The organism is Flavobacterium sp. UBA5153 (assembly GCA_002413745.1).
GTDB lineage: Bacteria > Bacteroidota > Bacteroidia > Flavobacteriales > Flavobacteriaceae > Flavobacterium.
Map to the genome: position 1 here is coordinate 19,881 of DHXP01000031.1, position 26,224 is coordinate 46,104.

Annotated in this window: 24 protein-coding genes and 1 tRNA gene; 14 read left to right on the top strand and 11 right to left on the bottom strand. The window is 34.9% G+C overall.

Features of this window, described 5'->3' with window-relative positions; all coding sequences use genetic code 11:
- Positions 1–94: 94 nt before the first annotated feature.
- The 9 genes from pgl to B2145_RS06330 form a co-directional block, all read right to left on the bottom strand.
- Entirely contained in the window at positions 95–814 is a 720-nt protein-coding gene (pgl, locus tag B2145_RS06290) for a 6-phosphogluconolactonase (RefSeq protein ID WP_291099788.1), read from the bottom strand.
- Between the two features lie 23 nt (positions 815–837).
- Positions 838–2,334, bottom strand: a complete 1,497-nt coding sequence (zwf, locus tag B2145_RS06295; protein WP_291099791.1) for a glucose-6-phosphate dehydrogenase — start codon at positions 2,332–2,334, stop codon at positions 838–840.
- A gap of 20 nt (positions 2,335–2,354) precedes the next feature.
- Positions 2,355–3,761, bottom strand: coding sequence for an NADP-dependent phosphogluconate dehydrogenase (gndA, locus tag B2145_RS06300; protein WP_291100199.1), 1,407 nt, complete (start codon positions 3,759–3,761; stop codon positions 2,355–2,357).
- 289 nt (positions 3,762–4,050) lie between these two features.
- A complete protein-coding gene (gene hxlA / locus B2145_RS06305) occupies positions 4,051–4,695 on the bottom strand; it encodes a 3-hexulose-6-phosphate synthase (protein WP_291099794.1) in 645 nt (214 codons plus the stop codon).
- 389 nt (positions 4,696–5,084) lie between these two features.
- Positions 5,085–5,963: an AraC family transcriptional regulator gene (locus B2145_RS06310; RefSeq protein WP_291099797.1), complete on the bottom strand. Its 879-nt coding sequence runs from the start codon at positions 5,961–5,963 to the stop codon at positions 5,085–5,087.
- Positions 5,964–7,054: 1,091 nt separating this feature from the next.
- Positions 7,055–7,900, bottom strand: a complete 846-nt coding sequence (locus B2145_RS06315; RefSeq protein WP_291099800.1) for a DUF2911 domain-containing protein — start codon at positions 7,898–7,900, stop codon at positions 7,055–7,057.
- Between the two features lie 75 nt (positions 7,901–7,975).
- The gene (locus B2145_RS06320; protein ID WP_291099803.1) at positions 7,976–8,629 is read right to left on the bottom strand and encodes an HAD family hydrolase; all 654 of its coding nucleotides are present in this window, start codon (positions 8,627–8,629) and stop codon (positions 7,976–7,978) included.
- A 99-nt stretch (positions 8,630–8,728) separates the two neighbouring features.
- A complete protein-coding gene (locus B2145_RS06325; protein WP_291099806.1) occupies positions 8,729–9,445 on the bottom strand; it encodes a tRNA threonylcarbamoyladenosine dehydratase in 717 nt (238 codons plus the stop codon).
- 305 nt (positions 9,446–9,750) lie between these two features.
- Positions 9,751–10,434, bottom strand: a complete 684-nt coding sequence (locus B2145_RS06330; protein ID WP_291099809.1) for a TatD family hydrolase — start codon at positions 10,432–10,434, stop codon at positions 9,751–9,753.
- Between the two features lie 203 nt (positions 10,435–10,637).
- Here B2145_RS06330 and B2145_RS06335 point away from each other — a divergent pair, with 203 nt between their 5' ends.
- The 10 genes from B2145_RS06335 (at position 10,638) to B2145_RS06380 (ending at position 19,571) form a co-directional block, all read left to right on the top strand.
- Complete coding sequence (locus tag B2145_RS06335) at positions 10,638–11,855, top strand: MDR family MFS transporter (protein WP_291099812.1); 1,218 nt, start codon at positions 10,638–10,640, stop codon at positions 11,853–11,855.
- Positions 11,856–11,966: 111 nt separating this feature from the next.
- Positions 11,967–12,326: a BlaI/MecI/CopY family transcriptional regulator gene (locus B2145_RS06340; protein WP_291099814.1), complete on the top strand. Its 360-nt coding sequence runs from the start codon at positions 11,967–11,969 to the stop codon at positions 12,324–12,326.
- A 1-nt stretch (position 12,327) separates the two neighbouring features.
- Positions 12,328–14,241 carry a M56 family metallopeptidase gene (locus tag B2145_RS06345; protein WP_291099817.1) on the top strand — a complete coding sequence of 638 codons (1,914 nt, stop codon included), beginning with the start codon at positions 12,328–12,330 and terminating at the stop codon, positions 14,239–14,241.
- Positions 14,242–14,320: 79 nt separating this feature from the next.
- Entirely contained in the window at positions 14,321–16,192 is a 1,872-nt protein-coding gene (locus B2145_RS06350) for a TlpA family protein disulfide reductase (protein ID WP_291099820.1), read from the top strand.
- A gap of 189 nt (positions 16,193–16,381) precedes the next feature.
- On the top strand, positions 16,382–17,476 hold the full coding sequence (locus B2145_RS06355; protein ID WP_291099823.1) for a hypothetical protein: 1,095 nt from the start codon (positions 16,382–16,384) through the stop codon (positions 17,474–17,476).
- 132 nt (positions 17,477–17,608) lie between these two features.
- Positions 17,609–17,830: a hypothetical protein gene (locus B2145_RS06360; RefSeq protein WP_291099825.1), complete on the top strand. Its 222-nt coding sequence runs from the start codon at positions 17,609–17,611 to the stop codon at positions 17,828–17,830.
- Complete coding sequence (locus B2145_RS06365; RefSeq protein ID WP_291099827.1) at positions 17,749–18,375, top strand: TlpA family protein disulfide reductase; 627 nt, start codon at positions 17,749–17,751, stop codon at positions 18,373–18,375. The genes B2145_RS06360 and B2145_RS06365 overlap by 82 nt, the downstream gene beginning before the upstream one ends.
- A 74-nt stretch (positions 18,376–18,449) precedes the next feature.
- On the top strand, positions 18,450–18,593 hold the full coding sequence (locus B2145_RS06370; RefSeq protein ID WP_291099829.1) for an SsrA-binding protein: 144 nt from the start codon (positions 18,450–18,452) through the stop codon (positions 18,591–18,593).
- Positions 18,594–18,711: 118 nt separating this feature from the next.
- Positions 18,712–18,785: transfer RNA gene (locus B2145_RS06375), tRNA-Arg, on the top strand.
- Between the two features lie 216 nt (positions 18,786–19,001).
- Positions 19,002–19,571, top strand: coding sequence for a pentapeptide repeat-containing protein (locus B2145_RS06380; RefSeq protein WP_291099831.1), 570 nt, complete (start codon positions 19,002–19,004; stop codon positions 19,569–19,571).
- A gap of 1 nt (position 19,572) precedes the next feature.
- Here B2145_RS06380 and B2145_RS06385 read toward each other — a convergent pair whose 3' ends face one another.
- Both B2145_RS06385 and glyA read right to left on the bottom strand, forming a co-directional pair.
- Positions 19,573–20,070 carry a GNAT family N-acetyltransferase gene (locus B2145_RS06385; RefSeq protein ID WP_291099832.1) on the bottom strand — a complete coding sequence of 166 codons (498 nt, stop codon included), beginning with the start codon at positions 20,068–20,070 and terminating at the stop codon, positions 19,573–19,575.
- Positions 20,071–20,169: 99 nt separating this feature from the next.
- The gene (gene glyA, locus B2145_RS06390; protein ID WP_291099834.1) at positions 20,170–21,444 is read right to left on the bottom strand and encodes a serine hydroxymethyltransferase; all 1,275 of its coding nucleotides are present in this window, start codon (positions 21,442–21,444) and stop codon (positions 20,170–20,172) included.
- 108 nt (positions 21,445–21,552) lie between these two features.
- Here glyA and fahA point away from each other — a divergent pair, with 108 nt between their 5' ends.
- From fahA to argC, 4 genes are all read left to right on the top strand, one after another.
- Entirely contained in the window at positions 21,553–22,836 is a 1,284-nt protein-coding gene (gene fahA / locus B2145_RS06395; RefSeq protein WP_291099836.1) for a fumarylacetoacetase, read from the top strand.
- A gap of 376 nt (positions 22,837–23,212) precedes the next feature.
- Positions 23,213–23,830 carry a GNAT family N-acetyltransferase gene (locus B2145_RS06400; protein WP_291099838.1) on the top strand — a complete coding sequence of 206 codons (618 nt, stop codon included), beginning with the start codon at positions 23,213–23,215 and terminating at the stop codon, positions 23,828–23,830.
- A 167-nt stretch (positions 23,831–23,997) separates the two neighbouring features.
- The gene (locus B2145_RS06405; RefSeq protein ID WP_291099840.1) at positions 23,998–25,191 is read left to right on the top strand and encodes an argininosuccinate synthase; all 1,194 of its coding nucleotides are present in this window, start codon (positions 23,998–24,000) and stop codon (positions 25,189–25,191) included.
- Positions 25,184–26,161: an N-acetyl-gamma-glutamyl-phosphate reductase gene (gene argC, locus B2145_RS06410; RefSeq protein WP_291099842.1), complete on the top strand. Its 978-nt coding sequence runs from the start codon at positions 25,184–25,186 to the stop codon at positions 26,159–26,161. The genes B2145_RS06405 and argC overlap by 8 nt, the downstream gene beginning before the upstream one ends.
- Positions 26,162–26,224: the final 63 nt, after the last annotated feature.

Genomic DNA, 26,224 nt, shown 5'->3' on the forward strand with positions numbered 1-26,224 from the left:
GTTTTTCAGCAGACCCTAAGTAAAGAATAACATTGTCATTACAGAGGTCATATTGAGAAATCTTTCGATATTATTTTTGTAACAATAGCTGCTCTTATTGATCTGTACCTGCAGCATCTCTGTCAGTAAGAAATAACAATTTTCCCTGAGCGGGCTTAATTAATTGCATCGGATATTGCATCGGATTATAGTCGCCATACAAAACTTCCTTTAAGGCCGCTGCTTTTTTTTCACCAAAAGCAACAACAATAATTTGTTTAGCCCTATTGATAATGGGTGCCGTTAATGTAATACGATACATGCTTTGAGAATCCAGATAATATGCCGATACCCATTTTACTTCTTCTTTGAGTACGTCCTGACCCGGAAAAAGTGAAGCTGTATGACCATCATCTCCCATTCCCAATAAAATAAGATCAAATATCCCGTTTTCTCCTGCAATATTTTTAATGAACTCCTCGTATTGCAATGCATAATCCTCAGGAGTACTCTTGTTGTGATACATAGGAAATATGTTGCTTTTTGGTATAGCAACATGATCTAAAAGATAATCGGAAGACATTTTTGCATTACTTCGCTCATCCTCAAGAGCAACCCAACGCTCGTCGCCCCAAAAAATATAGACATGATTCCAATCTATTTTTGCCTTGTAATCCGGCATAGCCAAAAGCTTATAGATATCAGCAGGCGATGACCCGCCAGTCAGTGCTACAACAAACCTTCCATGTTCCTGTATTGCGTTTTGTGCCGCTAATACAAAGATATCAGCTGCCTGGGCAGCGATTTCTGCTTTATTATTAAAAATACTTATCACCTTGAATTTTTTATTTTACATTGTTATACAATATTGGATGCCCAGAAATGACCTTGTCGCGCGAGCAGGTCATCTGCCGCTTGAGGTCCCCAGCTTCCAGCTTCGTATTTATGGAAGCTTAATAATTCATCATTTTCCCAGGCCTGCTGAATGGTATCAACCACGTCCCAAGCCTCTTCAACCTGATCCGAACGCATAAATAAAGTAGGATCTCCCAACAAAGCATCCAAGAGTAGGGTTTCATAAGCTTCCGGTGATTGTGTTGAGCATGAAAAATAATCAAAGATCATTTCTGCAGGTTTCAATGAAAGCGACAACCCTGGTTTTTTTGTCATAAACTGCAACTTTATATCCATTGCGGGTTGAATATTGATGATTAACCGGTTAGGGGTCAAACCATCAGTACCATTAGAAAAAGTAGAATGAGGGACAGCTTTGAACTGAATGATAATCGAAGATTGTTTTTCCTGCATTCTCTTTCCCGTGCGGACATAGAAAGGAACACCCTGCCATCTCCAATTATCCAGGTAAAATTTCATTGCTGTAAAGGTTTCGGTAGTCGAATTTGCCGCAACTCCTTTTTCCTGTGTGTATCCCGTTACAGGCTTCCCTTTTATTGAACCCGTTTCGTACTGGCCTCTCACAGTATAATGATTTACCTCCTGCGGACTTATGCGTCGGATGGCTCTTAAGACATCCGCTTTACGGTTTCGGATCTCATCCGCTTCCAATGAGGTAGGTGCCTCCATGGCAATCATAGACAAAATCTGAAGCATGTGGTTTTGCATCATATCCTTTAATGCACCGGCATCTTCATAAAATCCGCCGCGATCTTCCACCCCAACTTCTTCAGCTACGGTGATCTGGACCGAATCAATAAAGTTGCGGTTCCATAGTGGCTCAAACATGGAGTTCCCAAAGCGGAAAGCTAGGATATTTTGCACCGTTTCTTTGCCTAAATAATGATCTATACGGTAAATCTGTTCTTCTTTAAAGGTTTGGGAGAGTAGCTCATTGAGGAGGACAGCAGAACTTTTATTATATCCAAAGGGTTTTTCAATAATGATGCGGTCTTGCTGCGCATTAGCAGCCAATTCCAGTTTTTTAATATTAACGGCGATCGTTTCAATAAAAGCTGGTGCTATCGACAGGTAAAAAAGACGGTTGGCACGTTCCCCAAAAGTCTCATCAATTTCATTCAAGCGCTGCGCTAACACTTGATAGGATTCTTCCTCATCGATATCATTTTGGAAATACTCTATTTTTGAAGCAAATTTCTGAAAATCTTCTTCAGAAGTTATTTTATTTCTGGAAAATTCGTTGAGATTTTCTCTAACATAGCTGCGAAATTTCTCGTCACTGCTCTCTGCCCGACCTAATGCCATAATGGTAAAATATTCGGGCATGTGACCATCGAGATAGAGATTGAAAAACGCCGGAAAAAGCTTTCTTTTTGCTAAGTCACCTGTCGCTCCAAAGATAAGAATGGTGGTAGGCTTAATATTTTTGACATTCTTCATTTTGCTTGATTTAAATTTTATTATTCATTCCAATTCGTATGAAAGATGCCTGGGGCATCTATCCGTTCGTACGTATGCGCTCCAAAGTAGTCCCGCTGTGCCTGAATAAGATTTGTTGGAAGATTCTCCGACCGGTAAGCATCAAAATAAGCTAAAGCATTCATAAGAGCCGCGACAGGAATTCCCTTTTGCACGGCAAATTGCACAGTCTCGCGTATATCCCTTTGATTATTGTTGATCTTCTGGGCAATCTCAGCATCCAGTAGTATATTCTTTAATTGCGGATTCTTAGCAAATGCTGCCCGAAAGTCTTCAAGGGCTGCAGCCCGAATAATACAGCCGCCACGCCATATTTTTGTCACTGTTTCCAGCTTTAGGTCATAATTATATTCTATTGAAGCTTTGCCCAACAGCGCCAAACCCTGTGCATAGGTTATCAAAGTAGAGAAGTACAAAGCTCCTTTGAGTAATTCAATAGTCACAGGTAGATCGAAACTATCATGTTCCGTATTCCAGACCAATTTTGAAGCGGCCTGAATTCTTTCGGGTTTGTTCTTAGACATATCACGCATCGTTACCGCAGCATCAATGGTCGGTACAGGAACCTGCAGATCCATAGCGTTCTGAGAAGTCCACTTTCCAGTTCCCTTAGATTTTGCCCAGTCCGATATAATGTTGACCAGCCTGATGCCGTCCTGATCTGTTTTTTTAAGAATCTGCCCGGTGATTTCAATAAGGAATGATTGAAGTTCGGTTGAATTCCAGTCTTCAAAAATTTTCTGAATCGTGTCGTCATCCAGATCATATCCTCGTTTCATAAGATCATAAATTTCTGAAATAAGCTGCATGATACCGTATTCAATCCCATTATGAACCATTTTAACGTAATTGCCCGCTGACCCATTTCCTAAGTATTCCACACAGGGATCTGCGCCGGCTTTTGCAGCTATTGCTTCAAAAATAGGGCGAAGTCTCTCATAAGCCTGTTTGTCACCTCCCGGCATCATGCTTGGACCAAATCGGGCCCCTTTTTCACCTCCGGAAATACCCATTCCAAAGAAATGAATCCCTTTGGCTGATAATTGCTCAAATCTGCGGTCTGTGTCAGTAAAGTAAGTATTCCCACCATCAATTAGAATATCCCCTTTATCCAAATACGGCAAAAGGCTCTGAATTGCACTATCGACCGGCTTTCCAGCTGGTACAAGCAGCATGATGGCACGGGGCTTCTTCATAAGGCTGACAAATTCCTCTGCAACTGTTGTTGCCTTGATAATATGTCCTGGATTGGCTTCATGCTCAAGCCAATTGACTTTATCTTTATCTAAATCTAAACCTGCCACGGCAAATTTTTGGTCGGCCATATTTAAAAGCAGGTTGTGGCCCATCACGCCAAGACCAACAATGCCAAAATCAAATGTTTTCATAAATAATTCAATTACTAAATTTATTATTGTTTGTATTCTTTGCCACTGCATGGCACTACGCATGTGCCCCATTTTTTAATCTACGGAGCTACTCCAGGATCTGCATTAAAGCTATTAATTACAGGATTTGTGCAACAGAATCTAGCCGATAATCTGATTTTGTTTTGCCGTTCGTTCTTTTTAAATACAGCCAGACCTGGCAGTATTACATGCAAGTTCTAATGCGCTGCAGCTGTAAAAGATAAAAGGCCGGACCAATGCGTAAAGTCCAGCCTTTTAATGTTAAATATTATAATACTGCAGTAGCACTAATTATTGCTTCTTTTAATGCTTTAGCTGCTGCTGCGGGGTCTGTGGCACCATAAATAGCACCACCGGCAACGGCTACTTCCGCACCAGCGGCAACAACCTCTTTTATGGTATCAATAGTTACACCTCCTGCTATTGAGAATGGGACTTTTGCCTGTTTTCCTTCATTAATTAAAGTCTGTACAGAGTATCCCGGTAATGCTTGTTCGTCAAGCCCAGCGTGTAATTCAACAAAAGCAACACCAAAAAAAATTACTTCTTGTGCTCTTTTTACCCTGTCTTTTACTCCAATGGTATCCACTACGACTTTTTTACCATATTTTTTAGCTGCTTCAACAGCTCCCTTAATAGTAGCATCATCTACAGTCCCCATTACAGTCACTAAATCTGCTCCGGCTTTGAAGGCTATTTCTGCTTCTAAAGCCCCTGTATCTGCCGTTTTCATGTCAGCAAAAATTAATTTGTTAGGGAAGGCTTTTTTCATTGCTGTTACTACACTAAGTCCTTCTGCCTTAATAAGGGGAGTTCCTAATTCAATAATATCTACGTAAGGTGCCACTTTACCGGCAAGCTCTAACGCAGCCTCTGTTGTAAGTAAATCAATTGCGACTTGTAATTTTGTCATCTCTAAAATGTTTAAAAAATTAATTATTAAAAAAAAGTTATTCCGAATTGGCGTGTTTTGGCCATAAGTCCTCTTTGCTCAATCCGGATTCTTGCCATAGGGTCATAAATCCCCTCTATGACAAGTAATGTAAATTCTCACTTATCAAATTATAATTAGTCATCTGTATTTCATTTTTTTATAAGCAGGTCACTCTTGGTGCCGATACTTCAAATTCTTACAGTGGTCATTTAAAAAAGGGCGCAAAAAAAATAGAAAGACTGCTTTTGAGGCTTCCCGGATTATGGAATACCTCTGCAGCAATAAATAGTTTGCTCCTCTTTGAAATAAGATTAATTATTGATGCAAAGATAAAGGAGTCTGGAAGGGAGGATGTTATACAAACAGGATTATGCAGTATAAATTTGCGCCAGCTCGTTCTGAAGTTCCGTCGGCGTTTCTTTGAGTTTTGCTCGCACAAATTTATTGAGTGCAGAAGGGGAACTGAACCCCAGATCAAATGCAATTTCTTTGTGTGAGCGATCGGAAAACAATAATTGGCGCTTGATTTCGGTCAGGATCCTGTTATGAATCGCATTAATTGCCGTTTCGCCACAGTGTTTTTTTGATATTTCATTAAGTTTTTTAGGAGTGATTGTAAGTTTTGAGGCATAATACTGAACGGTACGCTCGCTCTTAAACTGTTGGTTTAGGAGTTTTTTAAATCCAATATATACATGCTGGTTTGTCTTTTGGTGTAATATGGGATGCTGGCCATGTATAGCTTCTATGAGCCCTAGTAGAAATACTTTGATATAAAACCGAGCCTGCTCTTTTTTAACAAGGCTGGGATTGTTATAAATACTTTGGATGTTTTTTACAAGAGCAAGCCCCTGTTCAAATTCCTCATTAGAGAGCGCGGTACAATTAAGATTGGCGGAAAGATTTACATTGTAGGCACTTAATTCATTTTTGAGTATATCAGAACAAAACAGTACTTCTTCAAATAAAATAATTTTGCCCTTTAAATCCTCGCTTTTACTCGAGGTAAAGTGAATCTGTTCGGGAAATATAATGGAAATTTTTCCTGCATTGAGAAAATGTATTTTTTCCTCGATCTGAATATCAATTTTTCCTGCCTCAACGATGATAATGCAAAAATGATCGTTCTTATGAGGTTGCTGATAGTCTTCAATATGTGCTGTATTTAAATCAAAAACCCGGAAAGATAAATTTTTATCTTCCACTTTTCGAATGTTTTTCTTGATCTCTAAACGCTTTAAATCCATCTTATAAATTTCTGATTATTATTGCCCGGTAGTTATTACCTAACTTGAAACATAAGTTTTATTTTGCAATGCTCCTCATCCTCAAAATAAACTAATGTGCAATTGTATTGTTATAGGCCTAATTGGCTTTGACTGCAAATTTAATAAAATTACACCCCCTTTTCCCCGATTCTGGTCAGCAAAGCAACAGCTGAACATTAAAAGCTTGCTGCATTGGGCCGACTCTTTAGAAAAAAGTCTTGTCTGACGCTAATTTGGTATGATATAATACCTCAGGCAAAGGTAATGTTCTTCCGGTTCTCCAACAATAAACAAGTTTAAGAATAAACATTAAAAAGCAATATTATGAGTTTATTTCGCAGCTCTTTTTTTTTATAAAATCTTGTCATTGATCAGTAATTTACATTATAAAATCAATTAAATCTTAAACTAGTTCAATTATTTTTAGTAAAACCTGAAATCCGCAAGACTTTATGATTTCAGGCTTGCGGATTTCAGGTGGAATTGAATTAATCTCCTTTAATTAAAGAGGCAGTATTTCTTTTCCTTTTTAATATTTCTCCACATCTTTTTGACTTGATTCGTTATCAATCGATTGATAATCGCGAACATTAGCCGATGTTACTTCGTATTGGGTTATTATCTTACTTTTAGCGTCAATTTTGATAAGGTTTTTGTCTCCAAAATAGTTTATATTGTTTTTTTGATTCCATCTTGCATCGATATTTTTTTGCTTTCTTTTGTTCAGATTTTCATCAAATGATTTGGGAGTTTCTCCTTTTTTATTTGATTATTTTCGTCTTTGGTATTTCGTTGTTTTGGAACTTCTATGAAACTGGCGTCAATAATTTTCACTTCGTTTACTATCCATACTAGTTTCTCTAATGGGTTGCCAAGTTAACTTAGTTTGGTGAGTTGAATATCTTGATCGAAAAATCCGTAATCTCGGTGTCTTTTGAACGGTTTCATGCTTGTAAGACACAAATAGTCTGCAGTTTAAAAAAACTTATCCGTTTTTAGAGGTTCCCTAAATAAAAAAATCCCGTCCCGAAATAATCGGGACGGGATTTATCTATTTTTAATGGCAAACGTTATTTCTTGCTCCACTCCGCAATACTCTCTTTATTCATTTTTACATAATCTTGATTTTTGGCGATTTCGGCTGCTGCAAGCGAAATTTTCGCAGTTTCGATAGCTCCTTTCTTATCACCTTGTTTGGCTTGAATCAATGATTTTAAACGGAAATAATAATACGGTTTGTCTGTATTCATTTCCAAAGCTTTGTCTATATAAGTTCGTGCTTTAACAATATCTCCGCTAAATTGAAACAAATATTGGGCAGATGAAAAATAATCTCCTGCACTTGGCCCTGCTAATGTTTTATCAATGCTTGCCAATGTGTTTTTTTGCGTTGGAACTTCAAACTTAATGGCAACTAATGTATTTTCCCAAGACATTTCTAAATAGGCAAAATTAGCATCCAAATTGCTGATTCCAATGGTGAAACTTTCAAGTTTTCGATCCAGCGTTTCAGGTTTTGCATTGGTTCGCAAAGCTACTTTTGTTTCATCCCAAGTTGTCGGATTTCCCCAATTATCAGTTTTCGAATAGAAAACTATTTCCCAATTATCGGCTTTTGGAGTAGTATAAATGGCATATTTTCCTTTTGCCAACGTTTTGCCGTCAATAATCACATCATCACTGAATGAAATTGTGGTATTTTCATTGGCTCCAGTTCTCCATAATTTTCCAAAAGGTACCAAATCTCCAATAACAGCTCTGCCTCTAGCGTTTGGTCTGGAATAATTAATTTCCACTTCGGTTAAACCTACAACCTGTGTCAATGTTGACTTAGGACTCTGTTGAGGTGTTTTTACTTGTGCCTCAATAGCATAATTAGCAATCATCATTGCCAAAACAAAAATTATTTTTTTCATAGTATAAGATTTAGATGTTTTTTCAAATTTACAAATTCAATTAATTATATGTACAAATTATTGCATAATTTGAAATCACAACCGAGCCACTTTTTCAAAACTCAACTCATCAAAATGATTAATAACAACATCCGCCAGTGATAAATCCTGCAATTTTGAATGTTCACTATTGTAGCCAATACAAAAAATACCTGCCGCTTTTGCGGCTATAATTCCATTGGTGCTGTCTTCAATAACGATGCAGTTTTCTTTAGAAGCGATAGATAAACCAGCCGCATATTCAAATATCGCTGGATGTGGTTTTGATTTTGGAAAATCTTCCCCGCTAACGATATGGGTAAAATACTGATGCAATCCAAATCGTGTAAAAACACGGTCAATCGTCACTTTCGAAGCTGATGAAGCTAATATTAACTGCATCCCTTTTTGATGCAAATCCTTGATTAATTTTTCTACACCTTCCAATAATTCCAGATCTTCTTTATTGTCAAAAGCGTCATTAAACAAGTCTCTTTTTCTCTGAATTAAATCCTCGACATCGTGGCCAATAGGAAATAGTTCTTTCAATTTTTGAAATGTATTTCGGGTTGAATTCCCCATAAATGAAGTAAACATTTCTTCGGTTACTTCAATATTTAATTCTTCAAAATGTTGAAAATAAGCATAACTATGAACGGGTTCCGTGTCAACAATTACGCCATCCATATCGAAAATTACTGTTTGTATCATTTGGGTGTTGGGTATTATTATTATTTTTTATTTTAGGTTAAAATTTCTATCGTCTACAAACTGTGACTGTCTCTCGACTGCGCTCGAGATGACAACTGATTACTTTTTTTTAAGCAAATATCGAATCACGGTTTCGGCAGCATATAAACCGAATAATCCCGGCATATAACTGTTTGTTCCATAAAAAGATTTCTTGTAATTGGATCCATCGGTCATTTTTAAACTGGCATCATCTTGAATTTCCGATGAAAAAACAACTTTTAATTTATCAATTTTTACTTCTTTTAATCGGCGGCGTATCGTTTTGGCAAGAAAGCAATTCACTGTATTGGTGATATCGGCAACTTTTACTTTGGAAGCTTCCATCTTTCCTCCTGCTCCCATTGAGGAAATAATTTTTACTCTTTTTCTTTTGGCGGCAATGATTAAATTCAGTTTTGGCGTTACGCTGTCAATGCAATCCAAAACATAATCAAATTCTTCCGAAACTACCTCGAAAGCACGTTCTGGCGATAAAAATTCCTGAACTCTGGTCAGTTTCAATTCTGGATTTATATCCATCAATCGGTCGCCAACGATGGTAACTTTGGGTTCTCCCACGGTCGAATGCAAAGCAGGTAACTGTCGATTTATGTTCGTAATATCGACCACATCTCCATCAACAATGGTCATTGTTCCCACTCCGGCTCTTGCCAAAAATTCGGCAGCAAAGGAACCAACGCCTCCAAGTCCTACGACCAAAACATTGGCATTTCTCAATTTCATTAATCCTTCGGCTTTAAATAAAAGTTCCGCTCTTTCTGTCCATTCTCCCATTTTGTCATTGCGAGGAGTTGCGAGGCACGTGGCAAAGCAATCTCATCCTCTTTTTTTTAAGTTCTATGTTTTATGACTGTCCGCTTTGCGGACCATCTCTTTTTTATTCGCCACGAATTTCACGAATTAACACGAATTCAAGTTTAATTCACCTGTTTTTTGATAAAAATTAGTGAAAATTGGTGAAATTCGTGGCAAAAATATTTTTTGGTATCATTAACGGATAGTCATATAATATTTTTTCAGAACACAGATAAAAACGGATTTGCTTCCCTCGACTGCGCTCGAGATGACAAAAACGCGGATTATGCTATGCCTGTTCGACCTACGGTCTCGAGTCCCATATTTTCAAAAACTTTATTGTAATTTTTATTTATAATTTCTTGCAATTCATTTAATTCTAATCCCTTATATCTCGCCGCCAATGCATAAACTTCCTGAATTCCTTCCGCAATCGTATCAGTTTCCAAGAAAAACTTATCGTTAGGAATGCTTTTAAAAACAGTTTCCAATTCTGGATTTCGCAATAAATATTTTCCAACCGAAATGTAAAATCCATTATCAATCAATTGTTTGGCGACTTGTTCGTTTTTTGAAAATCCGTGGATTAGCATTGGAACCGTGATATTCAATTTTTTCTTGATTTCGATGACTTCCTGAAAAGCGGCAACGCAATGGATCACGACTGGCTTTTGGTGTTTTTCGGCCAAAATTAATTGTTTTTCGAAAACCAATTGTTGTAAATCAAACGGAATTTCTATGCGTTTATCCAATCCACATTCGCCGACGGCAAGACATTTTTTTTCCTGTAATTTACTTTCTATCGTTTCCAAATCATTTTCCAACCTTTTTTCATCGATATACCAAGGATGAATTCCGATGGAATAAAACGGAATTGCGGCATCAAATTCCTGCGGATATTGATTGACCAATTCCAATACTTCCGGTTGATTCGTGAATTTGTGAGTATGTAAATTGAAGAATTGCATTGGGCAAAAATAATTTATTAAATACAGATTGCACAAATTTTCACGGATTTTTAAATTTTTTATGATGATTCCTGATAAGTTTAGCCCAGATTAAAACGGCATCCTTTTTTATCCCGATCCTTTTCGGGATAAAAAAGATATAGTGGAAAGCTGGAAATAGCTCCTGAAAAACTTTGTAGATTTGCAAAATAGAAATTCACACAATGCTCAAAACCGCTCTCCGCCGCTACATCAACAACTTCAAAGGCTTTAGACGTGAAGTTTGGATTCTTGCACTTATCACTTTTATCAATAGGGCGGGCACGATGGTTTTGCCGTTTTTGTCCAAATATTTGAAGGAAAATTTACATTTTACTTATGGACAAGTGGGCTGGATTATGGTTTCGTTTGGTATTGGTTCAATGCTTGGCTCTTGGCTGGGCGGCAAATTATCCGATAAAATTGGGTTTTACAAAATAATGGTCTTCAGTCTTTTTACGAGCGGAATTCTATTTTTTGTATTGCAATATATCACCACTTTCTGGGGTTTGTGCTTCGGAGTGTTTGCCATTATGTCGGTTTCGGATATGTTCAGACCAGCAATGTTTGTTTCGCTGGGAGTTTATGCAAAACCTGAAAACAGGGTTCGCGCCTTGTCATTAATCCGGTTGGCAATCAATTTTGGTTTTGCCGCTGGCCCGATGCTTGGTGGCCTTATAATTTTGGGAATTGGATACAAAGGATTGTTTTGGATTGATGGCAGCACCTGTATTTTGGCCATTTTGATATTTGCCTTTTTAGTAAAAGAGAAGAAAAAAATACCGGAACTTCATCAAACATCAAGCGAACCCGTTGTAGTAAAATCAATATTTAAGGACAAACCATTTTGGGTTTTCTTGTTTATCAGTTTCACCAGCGCGATGTTGTTTTTCCAAATTTTCACCACTTTACCCCTATTCCATCACGAGCATTTTGACTTATCCGAATTTAAAACGGGATTATTGATTTCATTGAACGGAATTTTGGTCTTTATGTTCGAAATGCCATTGGTCAGTTTACTGGAAAGAAAACAAATTAACAGAATAAAAATCATATTTTTTGGTTCTTTTCTAATGGCAATCAGTTTTTATATTTTACTGATGGATGCTTGGGCTGGAATTTTGGTTATTGGAATCATAATAGTAACTTTTGGCGAAATATTTTCTTTTCCGTTTTCGAATGCATTCGCTATGGGAAGAGCACCAAAAGGTCAGGAAGGACGCTATATGGCTTTGTACACGATGAGTTTTAGCTTGGCACATATTGTAAGTTCAAAGCTTGGTCTCGAAATCATTGGGCATTATGGTTATGGAACCAACTGGTTTGTGATGGGAAGTTTCGGGATTGTGGCGATGCTATTTTGTGTTTGGTTGCAGCGATTGTTGCGAGCGGAAAAGGAATAATCCCCTTAAAACCACAATTTTTATCCTGAACTTAAATTTTAGTTTAATAACTATAAATATAGTTGTATAACTAGAATAATAGTTGTACGTTTGATTTCAAATTACACAACTATGCAAAAACTCACCAACAAAGAAGAAAAAATTATGCAAATTTTATGGAAGCTAAAAAAAGCTTTTGTAAAGGAAGTAATGGCTGAAATCACCGAAGACCAACCTCATTACAACACGCTGTCTACAATCATTAGAAACCTGGAAGAAAAAGGCTTTGTGTCTCATAATGCTTTTGGTAACACACACCAATATTTTCCTGTTGTGAAAATTGAAGACTACAGAAAGCGGTTTATGAATACGGCCATTGATACCTATTTCGATAGTTCCTATAAAAATATGGTGTCCTTTTTTGCTAAAGAAGAAAAGATCTCAGCCGAAGAATTACGCGAGATTTTAGCCATGATCGAAAAAAAGCAATAGTATGGAAACGCTATTCATTTACCTTGTCAAATCCGGTGGTCTTATTGGAATGTTTTATTTGGCCTACTTTCTTTTGTTACGAAAAGAAACTTTTTTCAATAGCAATCGTTGGTTTTTATTATCTGGATTAATCACCTCGGTTCTTTTGCCATTGCTGGTTTTCAAAAAGATAATCTGGGTTGACCCTAGCCCAGCAAATATTGATTGGTCGAAAATTCCAGTAACAACCACTATCGAAAATGACAATTTTGAAATCAATTGGTATTTAGTTTTTGGAATTATTTACGGAATTGGAATAATAGTATTTTTGATAAAATTCGTTTTGGATTTTTATAGTTTATCCAAGGTTTTAAAAGGCAAAACCATTCAACAACAAGCAGATTTTAAATTTATTGACGTAACCGAAAATATTTCTCCATTTTCCTATTTTGATTATATCGTCTATAATTCATCCTTATACAGCACTACGGAATTAGAAAACATATTGGAACACGAAAAAGTACACAGCTCACAAAATCATACGGTTGATGTACTTATTTCGAGATTGTTTTGTGTCTTTTTTTGGTACAATCCGTTTGTATGGTTGTACAAAAAAGCCATCGTTCAAAATCTGGAATTCATCGCCGACAGTGAAGCTTCTAAAATCATATCCGACAAAAAAGCGTACCAATTCACGCTTTTAAAAATAACGACACACGAGAATTGTGTTGCCATTACCAATCATTTTTATCAATCATTAATCAAAAAACGAATCGTTATGTTAAACATAACTCAATCAAACAAAAGGAATTCCTGGAAGTACGCATTAGTGCTTCCAATATTGGGAGCATTTGTATTTTTCTTTCAGGTAAAAGTTGTCGCACAGGAAAAGCTATCTCAAGAAACCAAAACTATAAAAATTGACGAAATCAATAGAAGTTTTCAGGTTACGAAAGAAACCACCAATGAAGCCATCAATTCTGAAATAGAAATTTTCAAAAATAAATTCAAAACCAACATCCTTTTTTCGGAAATAAAAAGAAATATAAAAGGAGAAATAATTGCTCTGAAAGTTTACATTACATCTCCAAATAAGAAAAAAAACACCTATAAACGTTCCGGCAATGAACCTATAAAACCATTTATGATTTTTATAGGTAAACAAAAAAACAATAATGAAATTGTTGGATTTAGCGTTTCTGGTGAAGCTATGAACAAAGAAAACTGGAAAAAAACCGATCAATTTGACCATTATGATATTCCGCCACCTCCTCCACCAACAACAAAGAGAACTACCAAAATCATTAAAACAAAAATAAATGCTAACAATGAAAAGCCAATCATTATAATTGATGGAAAAAGAGCAAATCCTCAAATAAATATTGATGATATAGACTCAAAAAAAATTGCAGCCATAAACATTTTAAAAGGAATCGATGCCGAAGAAAAATATGGTAAAAATGGAAGGAATGGTGTTATCGAAATTTACACAAAAGAATCGAGAGTAAAATTTGTACCAAAAAACATAAAACAAATCATTATCGTCAACGGGAAAAGGACTAATGCTACTAGGGCAGATTTTGATGATATTGACAACAGTTTAATATTAAGTACGACTTTTTTGAAAGAAAAAGAAGCCCAAGAAAAATATGGGAAAGATGGCGAAAACGGAGCTATCGAAATTAGTACCAAAGAAAATGTTGATTTTTTTAAATTCTCGTCAACCAAAGCAAAAAAGGAAGCAACTCAAGACAAAAGTAAAATAAAAAACGACAATCAAGAAACTGCTGCATCCAAAAAGGAATGGCTAAAAACTTATAAAGTAATTTGGGAAGCTCGAGTAAATTTGGAAAGAATGGAAGCCAAAAAAGAACAAGCAAAAGTGGAACTTGAAAAAGCAAGAGTTGCATTGAAATCAAAATTATTCTCAGAATAAAAAAGAAAAGTCAACTGAATTCAGTAGTTTTTTCTACAATTAAATTACAAACAACACTAAACTATTAAAAAACAACCCTATGAAAAAATCAATTATTTTACTTTTTCTGTTAGTATTCAACTTTTCTTTCTCTCAAAACGGAAAAATTCAACTTAAAAACGCCGACTTCAAACCTGGAGAAGAAAACGGATATATTTATAAATTGACTGATGGAATTGCAATTCCGGATAATTCTTTAGTTGCCATTGTTTTTTCTGGAGGTAAAAGAGGTTCTTTTAAAAACAAATATGTTCCATTGTTAAAAAAGGGAGCAGACTATGAATTTTCTACAAAAATTCCTGATTCAACCAGTGTTTTATTCCTTGCCATTGTTGACAGCAAAAACAAAACCGTTGATAATAATGCCGAAAAAGCATACGTGGTTTATCTAAACACTAAAACGAAAAAAGATATAGAAAAGGCAAAATTATCTCAATTGAGTATTTTTTGGGCCGCTAATTATATGCTAAAAACAAAAATTACTCCAGAGGAAATCATTGCTCAATATGAGGATTTGTTTAAACAAAACCCAAAATTAAAGGAAACGGATAATTATTTGGATTATTTGAATTTGAAATATAAGACAAATAAAGAGGAAACTGCTCCAAAATTGACTCAATATGCTGAAAAATCAGAAAAGAGTAAAGAGGAAAAAGATTTAACAAAAGCTTATTCCATTTATTCGAATTTAAAAAATATTGAAAAAACTGCTGTTTTAGAAAAACAAATTTTAGAGCGTTATCCAACAGGAGAATTAGCTAAAAGTAATTTTTGGTATTCTTATTATAACGATAGAACTAGAACAGCTAACTCAACTTTAGAATCACAAAAAAAATATAATGCAATTTTCAGTGACCATTCTAATCAAACAGATGATAATTTTTATTCTCAAATAATCTCATTTTATGCAAAAAATAGAGATACAATAAACATTGAAAAATATGAAAAATTGATTTCAGATAAATTATTTATAACAGGAATGTATAATAATGAAGCTTGGCAGTTAGTCGGCGAAGAGTTAAATGCACCTGCCAAAGAAATTGATTTTGCAGAGAAAATTTCTAAAAAATCGTTGGATTTTGTTAAGGAAAGTATGAATAACTCTAAAGAGAATGGCAATCAATTTCAACTTCAAGGAAGTTACAATATGTATGCAGATACTTATGCCTTAATTCTTTACAAACAAAAAAAATATGATTTGGCATTTCAACTCCAAAACGAAATTTCGAAACTAGATGGACTTGATACAGGAGGAAAAGAAAGATATGCTGCATATATGGAAAAAGTAAAAGGATTAGAATTTACTAAAGAATATTTAGAAAAACAATTGATTGCAGGAACCGATTCGAAAGTGATGCTTAACCAATTGCAAAACATCTATAAAACCTTAAATCTTCCTGAGAGTGAATTTGAAAAAATAAAAGAAAACACTTCAAAAACTGCTTCGCAAAAAGCAAAAGATGAATTAATAAAAACATTTGGTACTGAAAAAGCAATAGACTTTACACTCTCAAATTTGGAAGGCAAGAATGTAAAATTGTCCGACTATTTAGGCAAAGTAGTGGTTTTAGATTTTTGGGCAACTTGGTGTGGTCCGTGTCGTGCCTCCTTTCCAGGTATGCAAGAATTAATTACAAAATATAAAAATGATAATGTCGTATTTTTGTTTATGGATGTTTGGGAAAAAGGCGAGCCAAAAGAAACACAATCAAAAGTTACGAAGTTCATTAGTGACAATAAATATACTTTTAATGTTTTATATGATTTCAAAGATGAAATCGTTTCAAAGTATAAAATTGAGAGTATTCCATCTAAAGTTGTAATCGATAAAAATGGAAATTTTGTATCTCCCAATTTTCATATTTCTCCTGAAAGTTTGGATGCTTTAATTGCAGAAAGTTTAAAAAAATAGCCTGATTACTCAAACATTTCAGTTATTCTATAATTCGGAATTACTTCGTAAGGGTGATATGTTTGTGTGTATTCTGCACTCACAAACAAAAACAGATAGAAATGTCAAATAACAAAAAACCCACAAGATTTCTCCATAAGTCAACTAGGGTCGAAAAGAAAACCATATTTAAGCAACAAAATAACTCGAATGAAAAATTATATAAAGATTGTTTTTCTATTTTATTCTTTTTTCTCTTATTCTCAAAACACTAAAATTATAATTTTAGATGCTGTGCATAAAAAACCATTAGCAGGAGTACAACTTCTTTCTGAAAATGGTAGCTCTATTGGGAATACAAATTCAAAAGGCGAATTTGAAGTTGAGTCAGGCTTTTTTCAAAAATCAGGTATTAAAAGCATTATGATTTACGATTCTGATTATTTGCCAATTGAGTATAAAATTGATGAAATTCCTAATACTGTTTATTTAGAAAAGAGTGAAAATTATGAGTTGAAACCAGTAATAATAATAAAAAAACTTTCTGGAAAATATTTTACCATAAAAGGATATGTAAGAAGTTGGAAATTAGTAAACAATAAACTTGTGAAATATGGAGATGGTTTAATTGAATACCACATTCCTTATGACACCTTGAAGTATAATGACTTTGTTACTGGGATTAAGAACTTTGCAACAGAATATAGAACTTTCAAAACAGATAGCATTAAACCAAAATCTAGGATAATAAGTATTTCTAGATTCGAAAGTTATTTAAATTATCGTATTCCAAAAAGAGACCTCTTGACAATAGGATGGAAACGATACAAATTAGAATCGGTAAAAGATAATTTGTATTCTGTTTTTAAAAAAGATAAAAATGTTGGCTTTGCTATTAAAGATAAAAACAATAATTCAACTGAAATTAATATTAACGAAAGTTTTGAAGGAGAAGAAACAATAAAATTTCTTTTTTGGAAATTTTCAGGAAGCTATAATGTTATTGAAAAATGGATTGATAATGGAGATATAAGACATTTATCATATTCGTTTTCTAGTGAAAAAACATTGATTAAAACTAAAATTAAAGGAAAATTTAATGCTGTAGAAACAATAAATGAAATTTTTATTGATGACAAAATTATTTATAATGATAAAATACCAGAAAAAAGCAAACCCTATATTGATAAAGACTTAAGTTTTTACAACACAGAATACTGGAAAGAACAAATCAAAAAACATCCTTTGCCAAGTGCTATAAATAACCAATTAATAAATGTAAATGAAAATAAAAACAATTATTAGGGGAGATCTTTTTGTTTCATCCCGATGGCTTGGACACAGATTGCAATTCTGTGTTATCGGGTTAGAAACAGAAACTTACTGAAATTATAAAATAGGTAGTTTTATTTTAAACATTATTAAAAAACAATAAATATGAAAAAAATATTTTTCCTTGTTTTAATTTCTTCGATCCATTTAATGTATGGACAAGAAAAAGTCGCCAAAAAACCTGAATACGTTATTGTCATCAACAATGAAATAGTTTCTATGGAAAACAAGGATATGTTAAATCAATGTCTAAAGGTGTATCAGATGATGAAAGAACAATACTATTTGAGAAGTTTGGCAATAAAATTGGGGATAAGGAATTCGTAATAGTGATTGCTCTATATACTGAAAAAGAAAAAATAGAAAACGATAAAAAAACTAAAACCAAAGTAGTTGAAAATAATAGTTTCAATAAAGATGAAGGATATATTTTAAATATAAATGATCTAGCGAAAGAATTTACGTTAGAATTGATTGATGGAAAAAAAATAAAACTTTCAGACTTGAAAGGTAAAATTGTACTTTTAAATTTTTGGGCAACTTGGTGCGCACCTTGTCTAATGGAATTTTATGATATTCCAGCGAAGATTATCGAGCCATTTAAAAATAATGATTTTGTTTTTTTAGCAATCTCTAGCGGAGAAAATAAAGAAACTGTATTAAAAAAGGTGTTGAAATTGAAAAAGGATGGCATTAATTTTAATATCGGAATTGACCCTGACAAAACTATATGGAATGAATATGCAACTCAATCAATTCCCAAAAATTTCTTAATAGACCAAAACGGTGTAATTAAATATGTATCAACAGGAAATGCAGAAGGCAATTTAGAGAAACTGGCTACAGAAATTAGAAAATTATTACAGAAATAAACTTCACACAATTGTTGCGAGCGGAAAACAGTCTAAATTAATTTTTTTGTTACATTTACAATAAAATTTGATCTATGTTCAAAATCCTAGCCCAAATAAACAAGCTTCTCCTTCCCAGTTTTACCAAAAACCGCTTGGATTTGGCCAAAGCCAAGAAATGGCAAATGGTAATCATCGGTTATCGCTATTATGTAACTGTAAGAGCACTAGATTGTTGATTTAAGTTTTTTGATTCAGTCCCGAGACTTCGGGATAAGATTTACAAAAAAATAGATTTAATTTTGATTTCCCATTTGCAAATTACATAATTATACCTATATTTGCACCCACAAAATAGGCCTTGTGGCGCAACTGAATAGCGCACTTGATTACGGCTCAAGAGGTTACTGGTTTGAATCCAGTCAAGGTCACTTAAGAATGGAAAGCTTACACGATAGTGTAGGCTTTTTTTGTATAAATTTGGTTTTGAGCTCGCTCAAAAAACCAAATTTATACAAAAAAAGTTTTTCAATCAGAGATTGAAAAAACTTTCCATTTCCACTACGGAGCTTTGTCTGGATGTTGTGAAGCAAAATCCAGTTCGAAAAAAATTATTAAATTGAAGTGATTTAAACTTTCAAAGAAAAATGACAGACTATTTCCTTGACATTGAATACAAAGACATCATTTATGGTGAACAAGAAGTCAATTTAAAGGAATTTGAATGTTGCACTTTCAACAATTGCGATTTCTCGCAATGTGTTTTTCTGGCAGTTACTTTTATAGATTGCACCTTTAATGATTGTGTTTTTAGTGGAGCAAAAATAAATTATGTCGCTTTCAGGACAGTGTTTTTTAATCACTGTAAAATTGAAGACGTGAATTTTGCGATGTGCGACAAACTGATTTTTGAAATCCATTTTAAGGAATGCATCCTGGATTTCTCCAAATTTTACACCTTAAAAATTAAAGGAACTACGTTTGTCGACTGCAGTATCATCGCCGTAGATTTTATGAGCGCTGATTTGACCCAAGTAATTTTCGATAATTGTGATTTATATCGTTCTGAATTTGGCAAAGCCATTGCCAATAAAGCTGATTTTAAAACAAGCTACAACTATACCATCGATCCAACGAAAACCAAGATAAAAAAAGCTTTATTTTCGCTTGACGGCTTAAAAGGATTGCTTTACAAACACGATATCATCGTGAAATAAATTACAACTTTTTCTCCATTTTGTAGTCTTCCATCAGATAACCGTTTCCAATTTCTATATTTTCTTCTGCGACGATTTCAAAACCCATTTTTTTATAAAAAGCAAAGGCTTTGTTGAATCTGTTCACATTCAATGAAATTGTTTCTGAATGATTTTCTTTGGCCAAAACCACAATGCTGTCCAATAATAATTTTCCCATTCCTTTGCCTTGAGATTCCGGAAGAAGGTACAATTTATGTAATCTGGTAACGTTTTTATCCAAATAATGATGCTCGTAAGAGGCAAAACCAAGACAAACAGCGTCTTCATTTGCCAATATAAAATGATGCCCTTTATTCGCTACATTATCAATCAAAGTTGCGTCAGAATACATCTTTTCCAACATATAATCCAACTGTGCCTTCGACAGAATTTCACCATAAGTAACCGGCCAAGTTGTATAGTCAATTTCTCGGATTGTTTTGAAATCTGCAACTGTTGCTTCGGAAATTGTTATCATATTTGGATGTTCACTTAAAAATTAAAACACGAATTTCACTAATTAACACGAATAAAATTGGTGAAAATTAGTGAAATCTGTGTTTGAAATATATTATTTTTAGAAAACGAAAATGGCTCTTTCGCTCATCATTTCGTTCACTTCATTGGCCACTTCTTCGATTATTTCCTCGTTGGTGTGGTTCATTAAAACTCTATCAATTAAGGCAACAATCGTTTCCATATCTTCTTCAACAAGACCACGAGTGGTGATTGCAGGAGTTCCCACACGAATTCCAGAAGTCACGAATGGCGATTTATCATCGAAAGGAACCATGTTTTTATTCACGGTGATTTCCGCTTTTACCAACGCATTTTCAGCCTCTTTACCAGAAATATTTTTGTTTCTCAAATCAATCAACATCATGTGATTGTCTGTTCCGCCAGAAATAATGTTATAGCCTCTTTTCACAAAAGCATCTGCCATTGCATTGGCATTTTTTTGCAATTGCAAAGCATATCTGAAAAACTCGTCTGTTAAGGCTTCTCCAAATGCGACAGCTTTTGCAGCAATAATGTGCATCAAAGGACCGCCTTGATTTCCTGGAAAAACGGCTAAATCCAATAAATTAGACATCATTCTGATTTCTCCTTTTGGAGTAGTCAAGCCAAATGGATTTGGAAAATCTTTTCCCATCAAAATCAAACCACCTCTTGGACCACGCAACGTTTTGTGTGTTGTAGTCGAAACAATATGACAATGAGGAATTGGATCATTCAACAATCCTTTAGCAATTAATCCTGCAGGATGAGAAATATCGGCGAAAAGAATAGCGCCAACACTATCAGCAATTACTCTAAAACGCTCAAAATCCATATCACGGGAATAAGCCGAAGCTCCAGCGATAATTAATTTTGGTTTTTCTTTTGTGGCGATTTCTTGAATTTTATCATAATCTAATCGTCCAGTCTCTGCATCAACTCCATAAAAAACAGGATTGTATAAACGTCCTGAAAAATTCACTGAAGAACCGTGAGTTAAATGTCCGCCATGAGATAAATCGAAACCTAAAATAGTATCGCCTGGTTTCAAACATGCAAAATAAACTGCTGTATTTGCTTGAGAACCTGAGTGAGGTTGCACATTAGCATATTCGGCACCAAATAATTCTTTGGCTCTGTCAATGGCAATTTGTTCAATAACATCAACTACTTCGCAACCTCCGTAGTATCTTTTGCCGGGATAACCTTCGGCATATTTATTGGTTAAAACAGAACCAGCTGCTTCCATTACTTCATCACTTACAAAATTTTCCGAAGCTATAAGTTCTAGTCCGTGAATTTGTCTGTCTTGTTCCTCTAAAATAAGGTCAAAAATTTGTTCGTCGCGTTGCATTTCTTTGATTTTAGTTAATTTGATGCAAAAATACAAAAAAACGTTTGGTAAATAGTTAGTTTATAATATATTTGATGTGTAATAATTAACAAAATAATTAACAACACTATGCCAATAACAGCCAACGATACCAATAGAAAATCATGGTTAGAAGTGCCTATCGATAGTGATTTCCCTATCCAAAACATTCCTTTTGGCGTTTTTCTTACCAAAGAAAATGTAGTAACTGTAGGATCTCGAATTGGTGATTGTGCAATTGATTTAGGAGCTTTGCAACAATTGAATTACTTTGATGGAATTGAATTGACAGATGACATGTTTATGCAAGATACCTTGAATGATTTTATTTCAGATGGAAAAAAAACATGGCGATTGGTTCGAAATCGTATTGCCGACATCTTTGACGAAAAAAATCCAAAATTACGTGATAATGCAAAAGACAGGGATATTGTCATCTTCAAAATGAAAGATGTTGAAATGCAATTGCCTGTTCTAATTGGAGATTATACTGATTTTTATTCCAGCAAAGAGCATGCTACCAATATAGGAAAAATGTTTCGCAATCCAGAAAATGCATTACTACCCAATTGGCTTCACATCCCCGTGAGCTACCATGGAAGAAGTTCTACTATTATTCCATCTGGAATTCCTGTACACAGACCCTTGGGACAAACTTTGCCAAATGGTGAAACAACGCCAGTTTTCGGTCCTTCACGATCAATAGATTTTGAGTTAGAAACTGCTTTTATTACTACTGATGCCAATATTATGGGAGAAAGTATTCCTATAAATGAGGTGGAAGACTATATTTTCGGAATGGTTTTAATGAACGATTGGAGTGCCCGTGATATTCAAAAATGGGAATGTGCGCCTCTTGGTCCCTTTTTGGCAAAAAACTTTGCGACTTCAATTTCTCCCTGGATCATCACAATGGATGCATTGGAACCATTTAGAACCAAAGGCCCTAAACAAGATCCGGCACCATTCCCTTATTTGCAACAAAAAGGCAAACACAATTTTGATATTAATTTAGAAGTGGCGATACAACCAGAAAACGCTGATGAAACGATTGTCGCCAAATCCAACTTTAAATATATGTATTGGTCCATGAGCCAGCAATTAGCACATCATACCTCTAACGGATGTCGCGTAAACTCAGGCGACATGATGGGTTCAGGAACAATTTCCGGCCCTACTCCAGATAGCTATGGTTCTATGCTGGAACTGACATGGGGAGGAAAAAACCCCATTAAACTCAACGATGGAACGGAACGCAAATTCATAAACGATGGTGACACCGTCATCATAAAAGGGTTCTGTAAAAACAATGGCGTCAGAATAGGATTCGGAGAAGTATCGAGTAAATTGCTTCCTCCATTTGTGCGAAAATAAAAAAACAACATTTCATTAAAATTTTGTTACAAAACATAAAAACTATGTTGTATAACAAAAATAATTGTAATTTTGCCCCGATGAATAAAACAAGTTTACATATAACTTCTATCTCACGGATAAACAGACCTACGACTTCTCCCGAAGTACGGATGCTATAACTATAGTTTCCAAAAAGTGTTTCTTTATTTTTATTCATTTTTCATTTTTATCATTTTGAAATTATCACAATTATCCTTTGGATTTTTACATCCTGAAAATAGTATCATTTTCTGCATATTGACTTATATCACAATTTTCCAAAGATTGAATAATTTCAATAATTTTTTAACACCAATAAACAGCCTTTTTTTTAACCAAAAATTCAACTCTTGAAATGAATATCTCTATCGTTATAACTCAGGAAGAACATTATAAATATTCGCAAGAAATATGCGAAACCATCGAAACATCTGCCCAATTGAGGGGAACCGGAATCGCCAAAAGAACTCCTGAATACATCCAAAAAAAGATGGAACAAAAAGATGCAGTTATCGCCTTAATTGACGGCGTATTTGCTGGCTTTTGCTATATCGAAAGTTGGCAACACGGCAAGTTTGTGGCACATTCTGGATTAATAGTTCATCCCGATTACAGGAATTTAGGCTTGGCCAAAAAAATAAAATCATTCGTTTTTGATTACTCCTTGAAAAAATATCCAGATGCCAAAGTATTCGGAATCACGACTGGTTTGGCGGTAATGAAAATCAATTCGGATTTAGGGTACAAGCCAGTTCCATTCTCTGAACTGACTACGGATCCAAGTTTCTGGGCTGGTTGCAAAACCTGCACTAATTTTGAAATTTTGCAAAGCAAAGACAACAAAATGTGCCTATGTACCGGAATGCTCTATGATCCAAAAGAAAAACCGAAAGACCCACCAAAACATCCGTTTAACGTCCGGATTTGGAACAGATTAAAAGAAATAAAACAAGCATTGTTCTTGAAAAAATAAATCCCCTCCCCAATCCCGCCACTGCGGGAAGTTGAGCAACAAAATAAAAAAAATAAAAGTTATAAATTATTAAATTAAACAAAAACTCTCCTTTGCCAGTAATGGCTCCCTCTCCTTCGGAGAGTTCCGATAGCTATCGGAATGGGGTGAGAAAAAAAACAAACACAATGAAAAAAGTAGTATTAGCATACAGCGGAGGATTAGACACCTCTTATTGTCTAAAATATCTAAAAAACGAAAAAGGATATGAAGTTCATACCGTATTGATAAATACTGGTGGATTTGATGAAGCTGAATTGGAAGCGATTGAAAAAAGAGCCTACGAATTGGGAAGTGCAAAACACGTAAGTCTAAATATTTTAGACAAATATTACGAAAAAGCCATCAAATTTTTGATTTATGGAAATGTGTTAAAAAACAATACCTATCCTTTATCAGTAAGTGCTGAGCGTGTTTTTCAAGCAATGGAAGCCATAAAATATGCAAAATCTGTTGGTGCAGAAGCCATCGCCCACGGAAGCACCGGTGCTGGAAACGACCAAATTCGTTTTGACCTTATTTTCCAAACCATCGCTCCCGAAATCGAAATCATCACTCCTATCAGGGATTTAAAATTATCTCGTCAGGAAGAAGTGGCTTATTTGCAGGCTAATGGCGTTGAATATTCTTGGGAAAAAGCACAATATTCCATCAATAAAGGATTGTGGGGAACAAGCGTTGGAGGAAAAGAAACCTTGACTTCAAACCTTCCGTTACCTAGCGAAGCTTATCCTTCTCAATTGAAAAAAGAAGGAGAAGAAAAAGTAACTTTAGAATTCGAAAAAGGTGAATTGGTTGCCGTAAATGGTAAAAAAGACAAACCATCCAACAATATTGTGACACTTGAAAAACTGGCAAGTGCTTATGCTATTGGCAGAGATATTCACGTGGGAGACACTATCATCGGAATTAAAGGAAGAGTTGGTTTTGAGGCAGCCGCTCCTTTAATTATTATCAAAGCGCACCATTTATTGGAGAAACACACTCTTGGGAAATGGCAACAATATTGGAAAGAGCAACTAGGAAACTGGTACGGAATGTTGTTTCACGAAGGTCAATTCCTTGATCCTGTAATGAGAAACATCGAAACTTTCCTTGAAGACACTCAGAAAACCGTAAACGGAACTGTAACAGTTTCCTTGAAACCATACCATTTTTCATTAGACGGAATCGAGTCTGAAAATGATTTAATGAATACCGGTTTTGGACAATACGGCGAAATGAACAACGCTTGGACATCAGATGATGCCAAAGGGTTTATCAAGATTTTAGGGAATGCCCAAAACATATTTTCATCCGTAAATCATTTAAGTTATGATTAATATTGGAATAATTGGCGGTTCGGGTTACACGGCTGGGGAACTCATCAGAATATTGATGTTTCACCCAAACGCAAAACTTGATTTTGTTTATAGCACGACCAATGCCGGAAAACCTCTTTCGTATGCGCACCACGACTTAATGGGCGATATCGAAATGAATTTTACCGATACCGTGAATCCCAAGGTAGATGTTGTTTTCTTGTGTTTAGGACACGGAAAATCAATTTCATTTTTGAAAAAAAATCATTTTTCAAGCGATACCAAAATTATCGATTTAGGAAATGATTTCAGGTTGACAAAAGACAAAAATTTCAACGGAAAATCTTTTGTTTATGGTTTGCCAGAATTGAATAAAACGGACATTAAAAACGCCCAATTTATTGCTAATCCTGGTTGTTTTGCAACCGCCATTCAATTGGCATTATTACCATTGGCAGCGAACAGTTTGTTGAATGAAGATGTGCATATCAATGCCACAACAGGAAGCACAGGAGCTGGAGTTACCCCTTCGGAAACCACGCATTTCAGTTGGCGTTCCAATAATATGTCGCATTACAAAGCTTTTGACCACCAACATTTGGGTGAAATAAACCAAAGCGTGAACCAATTACAAGAAAGCTATTCAGATGAATTGATTTTTGTTCCCAACAGAGGCGATTTTGCCAGAGGAATTTTTGCAACTTTATACACTGCGGTTGAAGAAAGTTTAGAAGATTTGGTTGCGAAATATGAAGCCTACTATGCTGACCAACCATTTGTAACCGTTACCACTACTAATATCAATATGAAACAAGTGGTGCAAACGAACAAATGTATTATCAGTTTAATGAAAAAAGGAAACCGATTATTGATTACCTCAGTAATTGATAACTTGGTGAAAGGAGCTTCAGGACAAGCGATTCAAAATATGAATTTAATGTTTGGATTGGACGAAAGCACAGGATTGCATTTGAAACCAAGCGGATTCTAGAAATAATTAAAAGATTGAAGAGTTTAATGATTAAAAAATTATTAGGATTCTAAAAAAAGATTT

Bases quoted from the DNA above. Each gene is read 5' to 3' on its own strand.
- hxlA (WP_291099794.1), bottom strand. From the start codon at position 4,695: ATGACAAAATTACAAGTCGCAATTGATTTACTTACAACAGAGGCTGCG.
- B2145_RS06330 (WP_291099809.1), bottom strand. From the start codon at position 10,434: ATGCAATTCTTCAATTTACATACTCACAAATTCACGAATCAACCGGAA.
- B2145_RS06385 (WP_291099832.1), bottom strand. From the start codon at position 20,070: ATGATAACAATTTCCGAAGCAACAGTTGCAGATTTCAAAACAATCCGA.
- B2145_RS06360 (WP_291099825.1), top strand. From the start codon at position 17,609: ATGAAAAAAATATTTTTCCTTGTTTTAATTTCTTCGATCCATTTAATG.
- glyA (WP_291099834.1), bottom strand. From the start codon at position 21,444: ATGCAACGCGACGAACAAATTTTTGACCTTATTTTAGAGGAACAAGAC.
- B2145_RS06370 (WP_291099829.1), top strand. From the start codon at position 18,450: ATGTTCAAAATCCTAGCCCAAATAAACAAGCTTCTCCTTCCCAGTTTT.
- B2145_RS06335 (WP_291099812.1), top strand. From the start codon at position 10,638: ATGCTCAAAACCGCTCTCCGCCGCTACATCAACAACTTCAAAGGCTTT.
- B2145_RS06380 (WP_291099831.1), top strand. From the start codon at position 19,002: ATGACAGACTATTTCCTTGACATTGAATACAAAGACATCATTTATGGT.
- B2145_RS06355 (WP_291099823.1), top strand. From the start codon at position 16,382: ATGAAAAATTATATAAAGATTGTTTTTCTATTTTATTCTTTTTTCTCT.
- fahA (WP_291099836.1), top strand. From the start codon at position 21,553: ATGCCAATAACAGCCAACGATACCAATAGAAAATCATGGTTAGAAGTG.
- B2145_RS06315 (WP_291099800.1), bottom strand. From the start codon at position 7,900: ATGAAAAAAATAATTTTTGTTTTGGCAATGATGATTGCTAATTATGCT.
- B2145_RS06340 (WP_291099814.1), top strand. From the start codon at position 11,967: ATGCAAAAACTCACCAACAAAGAAGAAAAAATTATGCAAATTTTATGG.
- B2145_RS06310 (WP_291099797.1), bottom strand. From the start codon at position 5,963: ATGGATTTAAAGCGTTTAGAGATCAAGAAAAACATTCGAAAAGTGGAA.
- B2145_RS06350 (WP_291099820.1), top strand. From the start codon at position 14,321: ATGAAAAAATCAATTATTTTACTTTTTCTGTTAGTATTCAACTTTTCT.
- zwf (WP_291099791.1), bottom strand. From the start codon at position 2,334: ATGAAGAATGTCAAAAATATTAAGCCTACCACCATTCTTATCTTTGGA.
- argC (WP_291099842.1), top strand. From the start codon at position 25,184: ATGATTAATATTGGAATAATTGGCGGTTCGGGTTACACGGCTGGGGAA.
- B2145_RS06325 (WP_291099806.1), bottom strand. From the start codon at position 9,445: ATGGGAGAATGGACAGAAAGAGCGGAACTTTTATTTAAAGCCGAAGGA.
- gndA (WP_291100199.1), bottom strand. From the start codon at position 3,761: ATGAAAACATTTGATTTTGGCATTGTTGGTCTTGGCGTGATGGGCCAC.
- B2145_RS06365 (WP_291099827.1), top strand. From the start codon at position 17,749: ATGTCTAAAGGTGTATCAGATGATGAAAGAACAATACTATTTGAGAAG.
- B2145_RS06405 (WP_291099840.1), top strand. From the start codon at position 23,998: ATGAAAAAAGTAGTATTAGCATACAGCGGAGGATTAGACACCTCTTAT.
- B2145_RS06320 (WP_291099803.1), bottom strand. From the start codon at position 8,629: ATGATACAAACAGTAATTTTCGATATGGATGGCGTAATTGTTGACACG.
- B2145_RS06345 (WP_291099817.1), top strand. From the start codon at position 12,328: ATGGAAACGCTATTCATTTACCTTGTCAAATCCGGTGGTCTTATTGGA.
- B2145_RS06400 (WP_291099838.1), top strand. From the start codon at position 23,213: ATGAATATCTCTATCGTTATAACTCAGGAAGAACATTATAAATATTCG.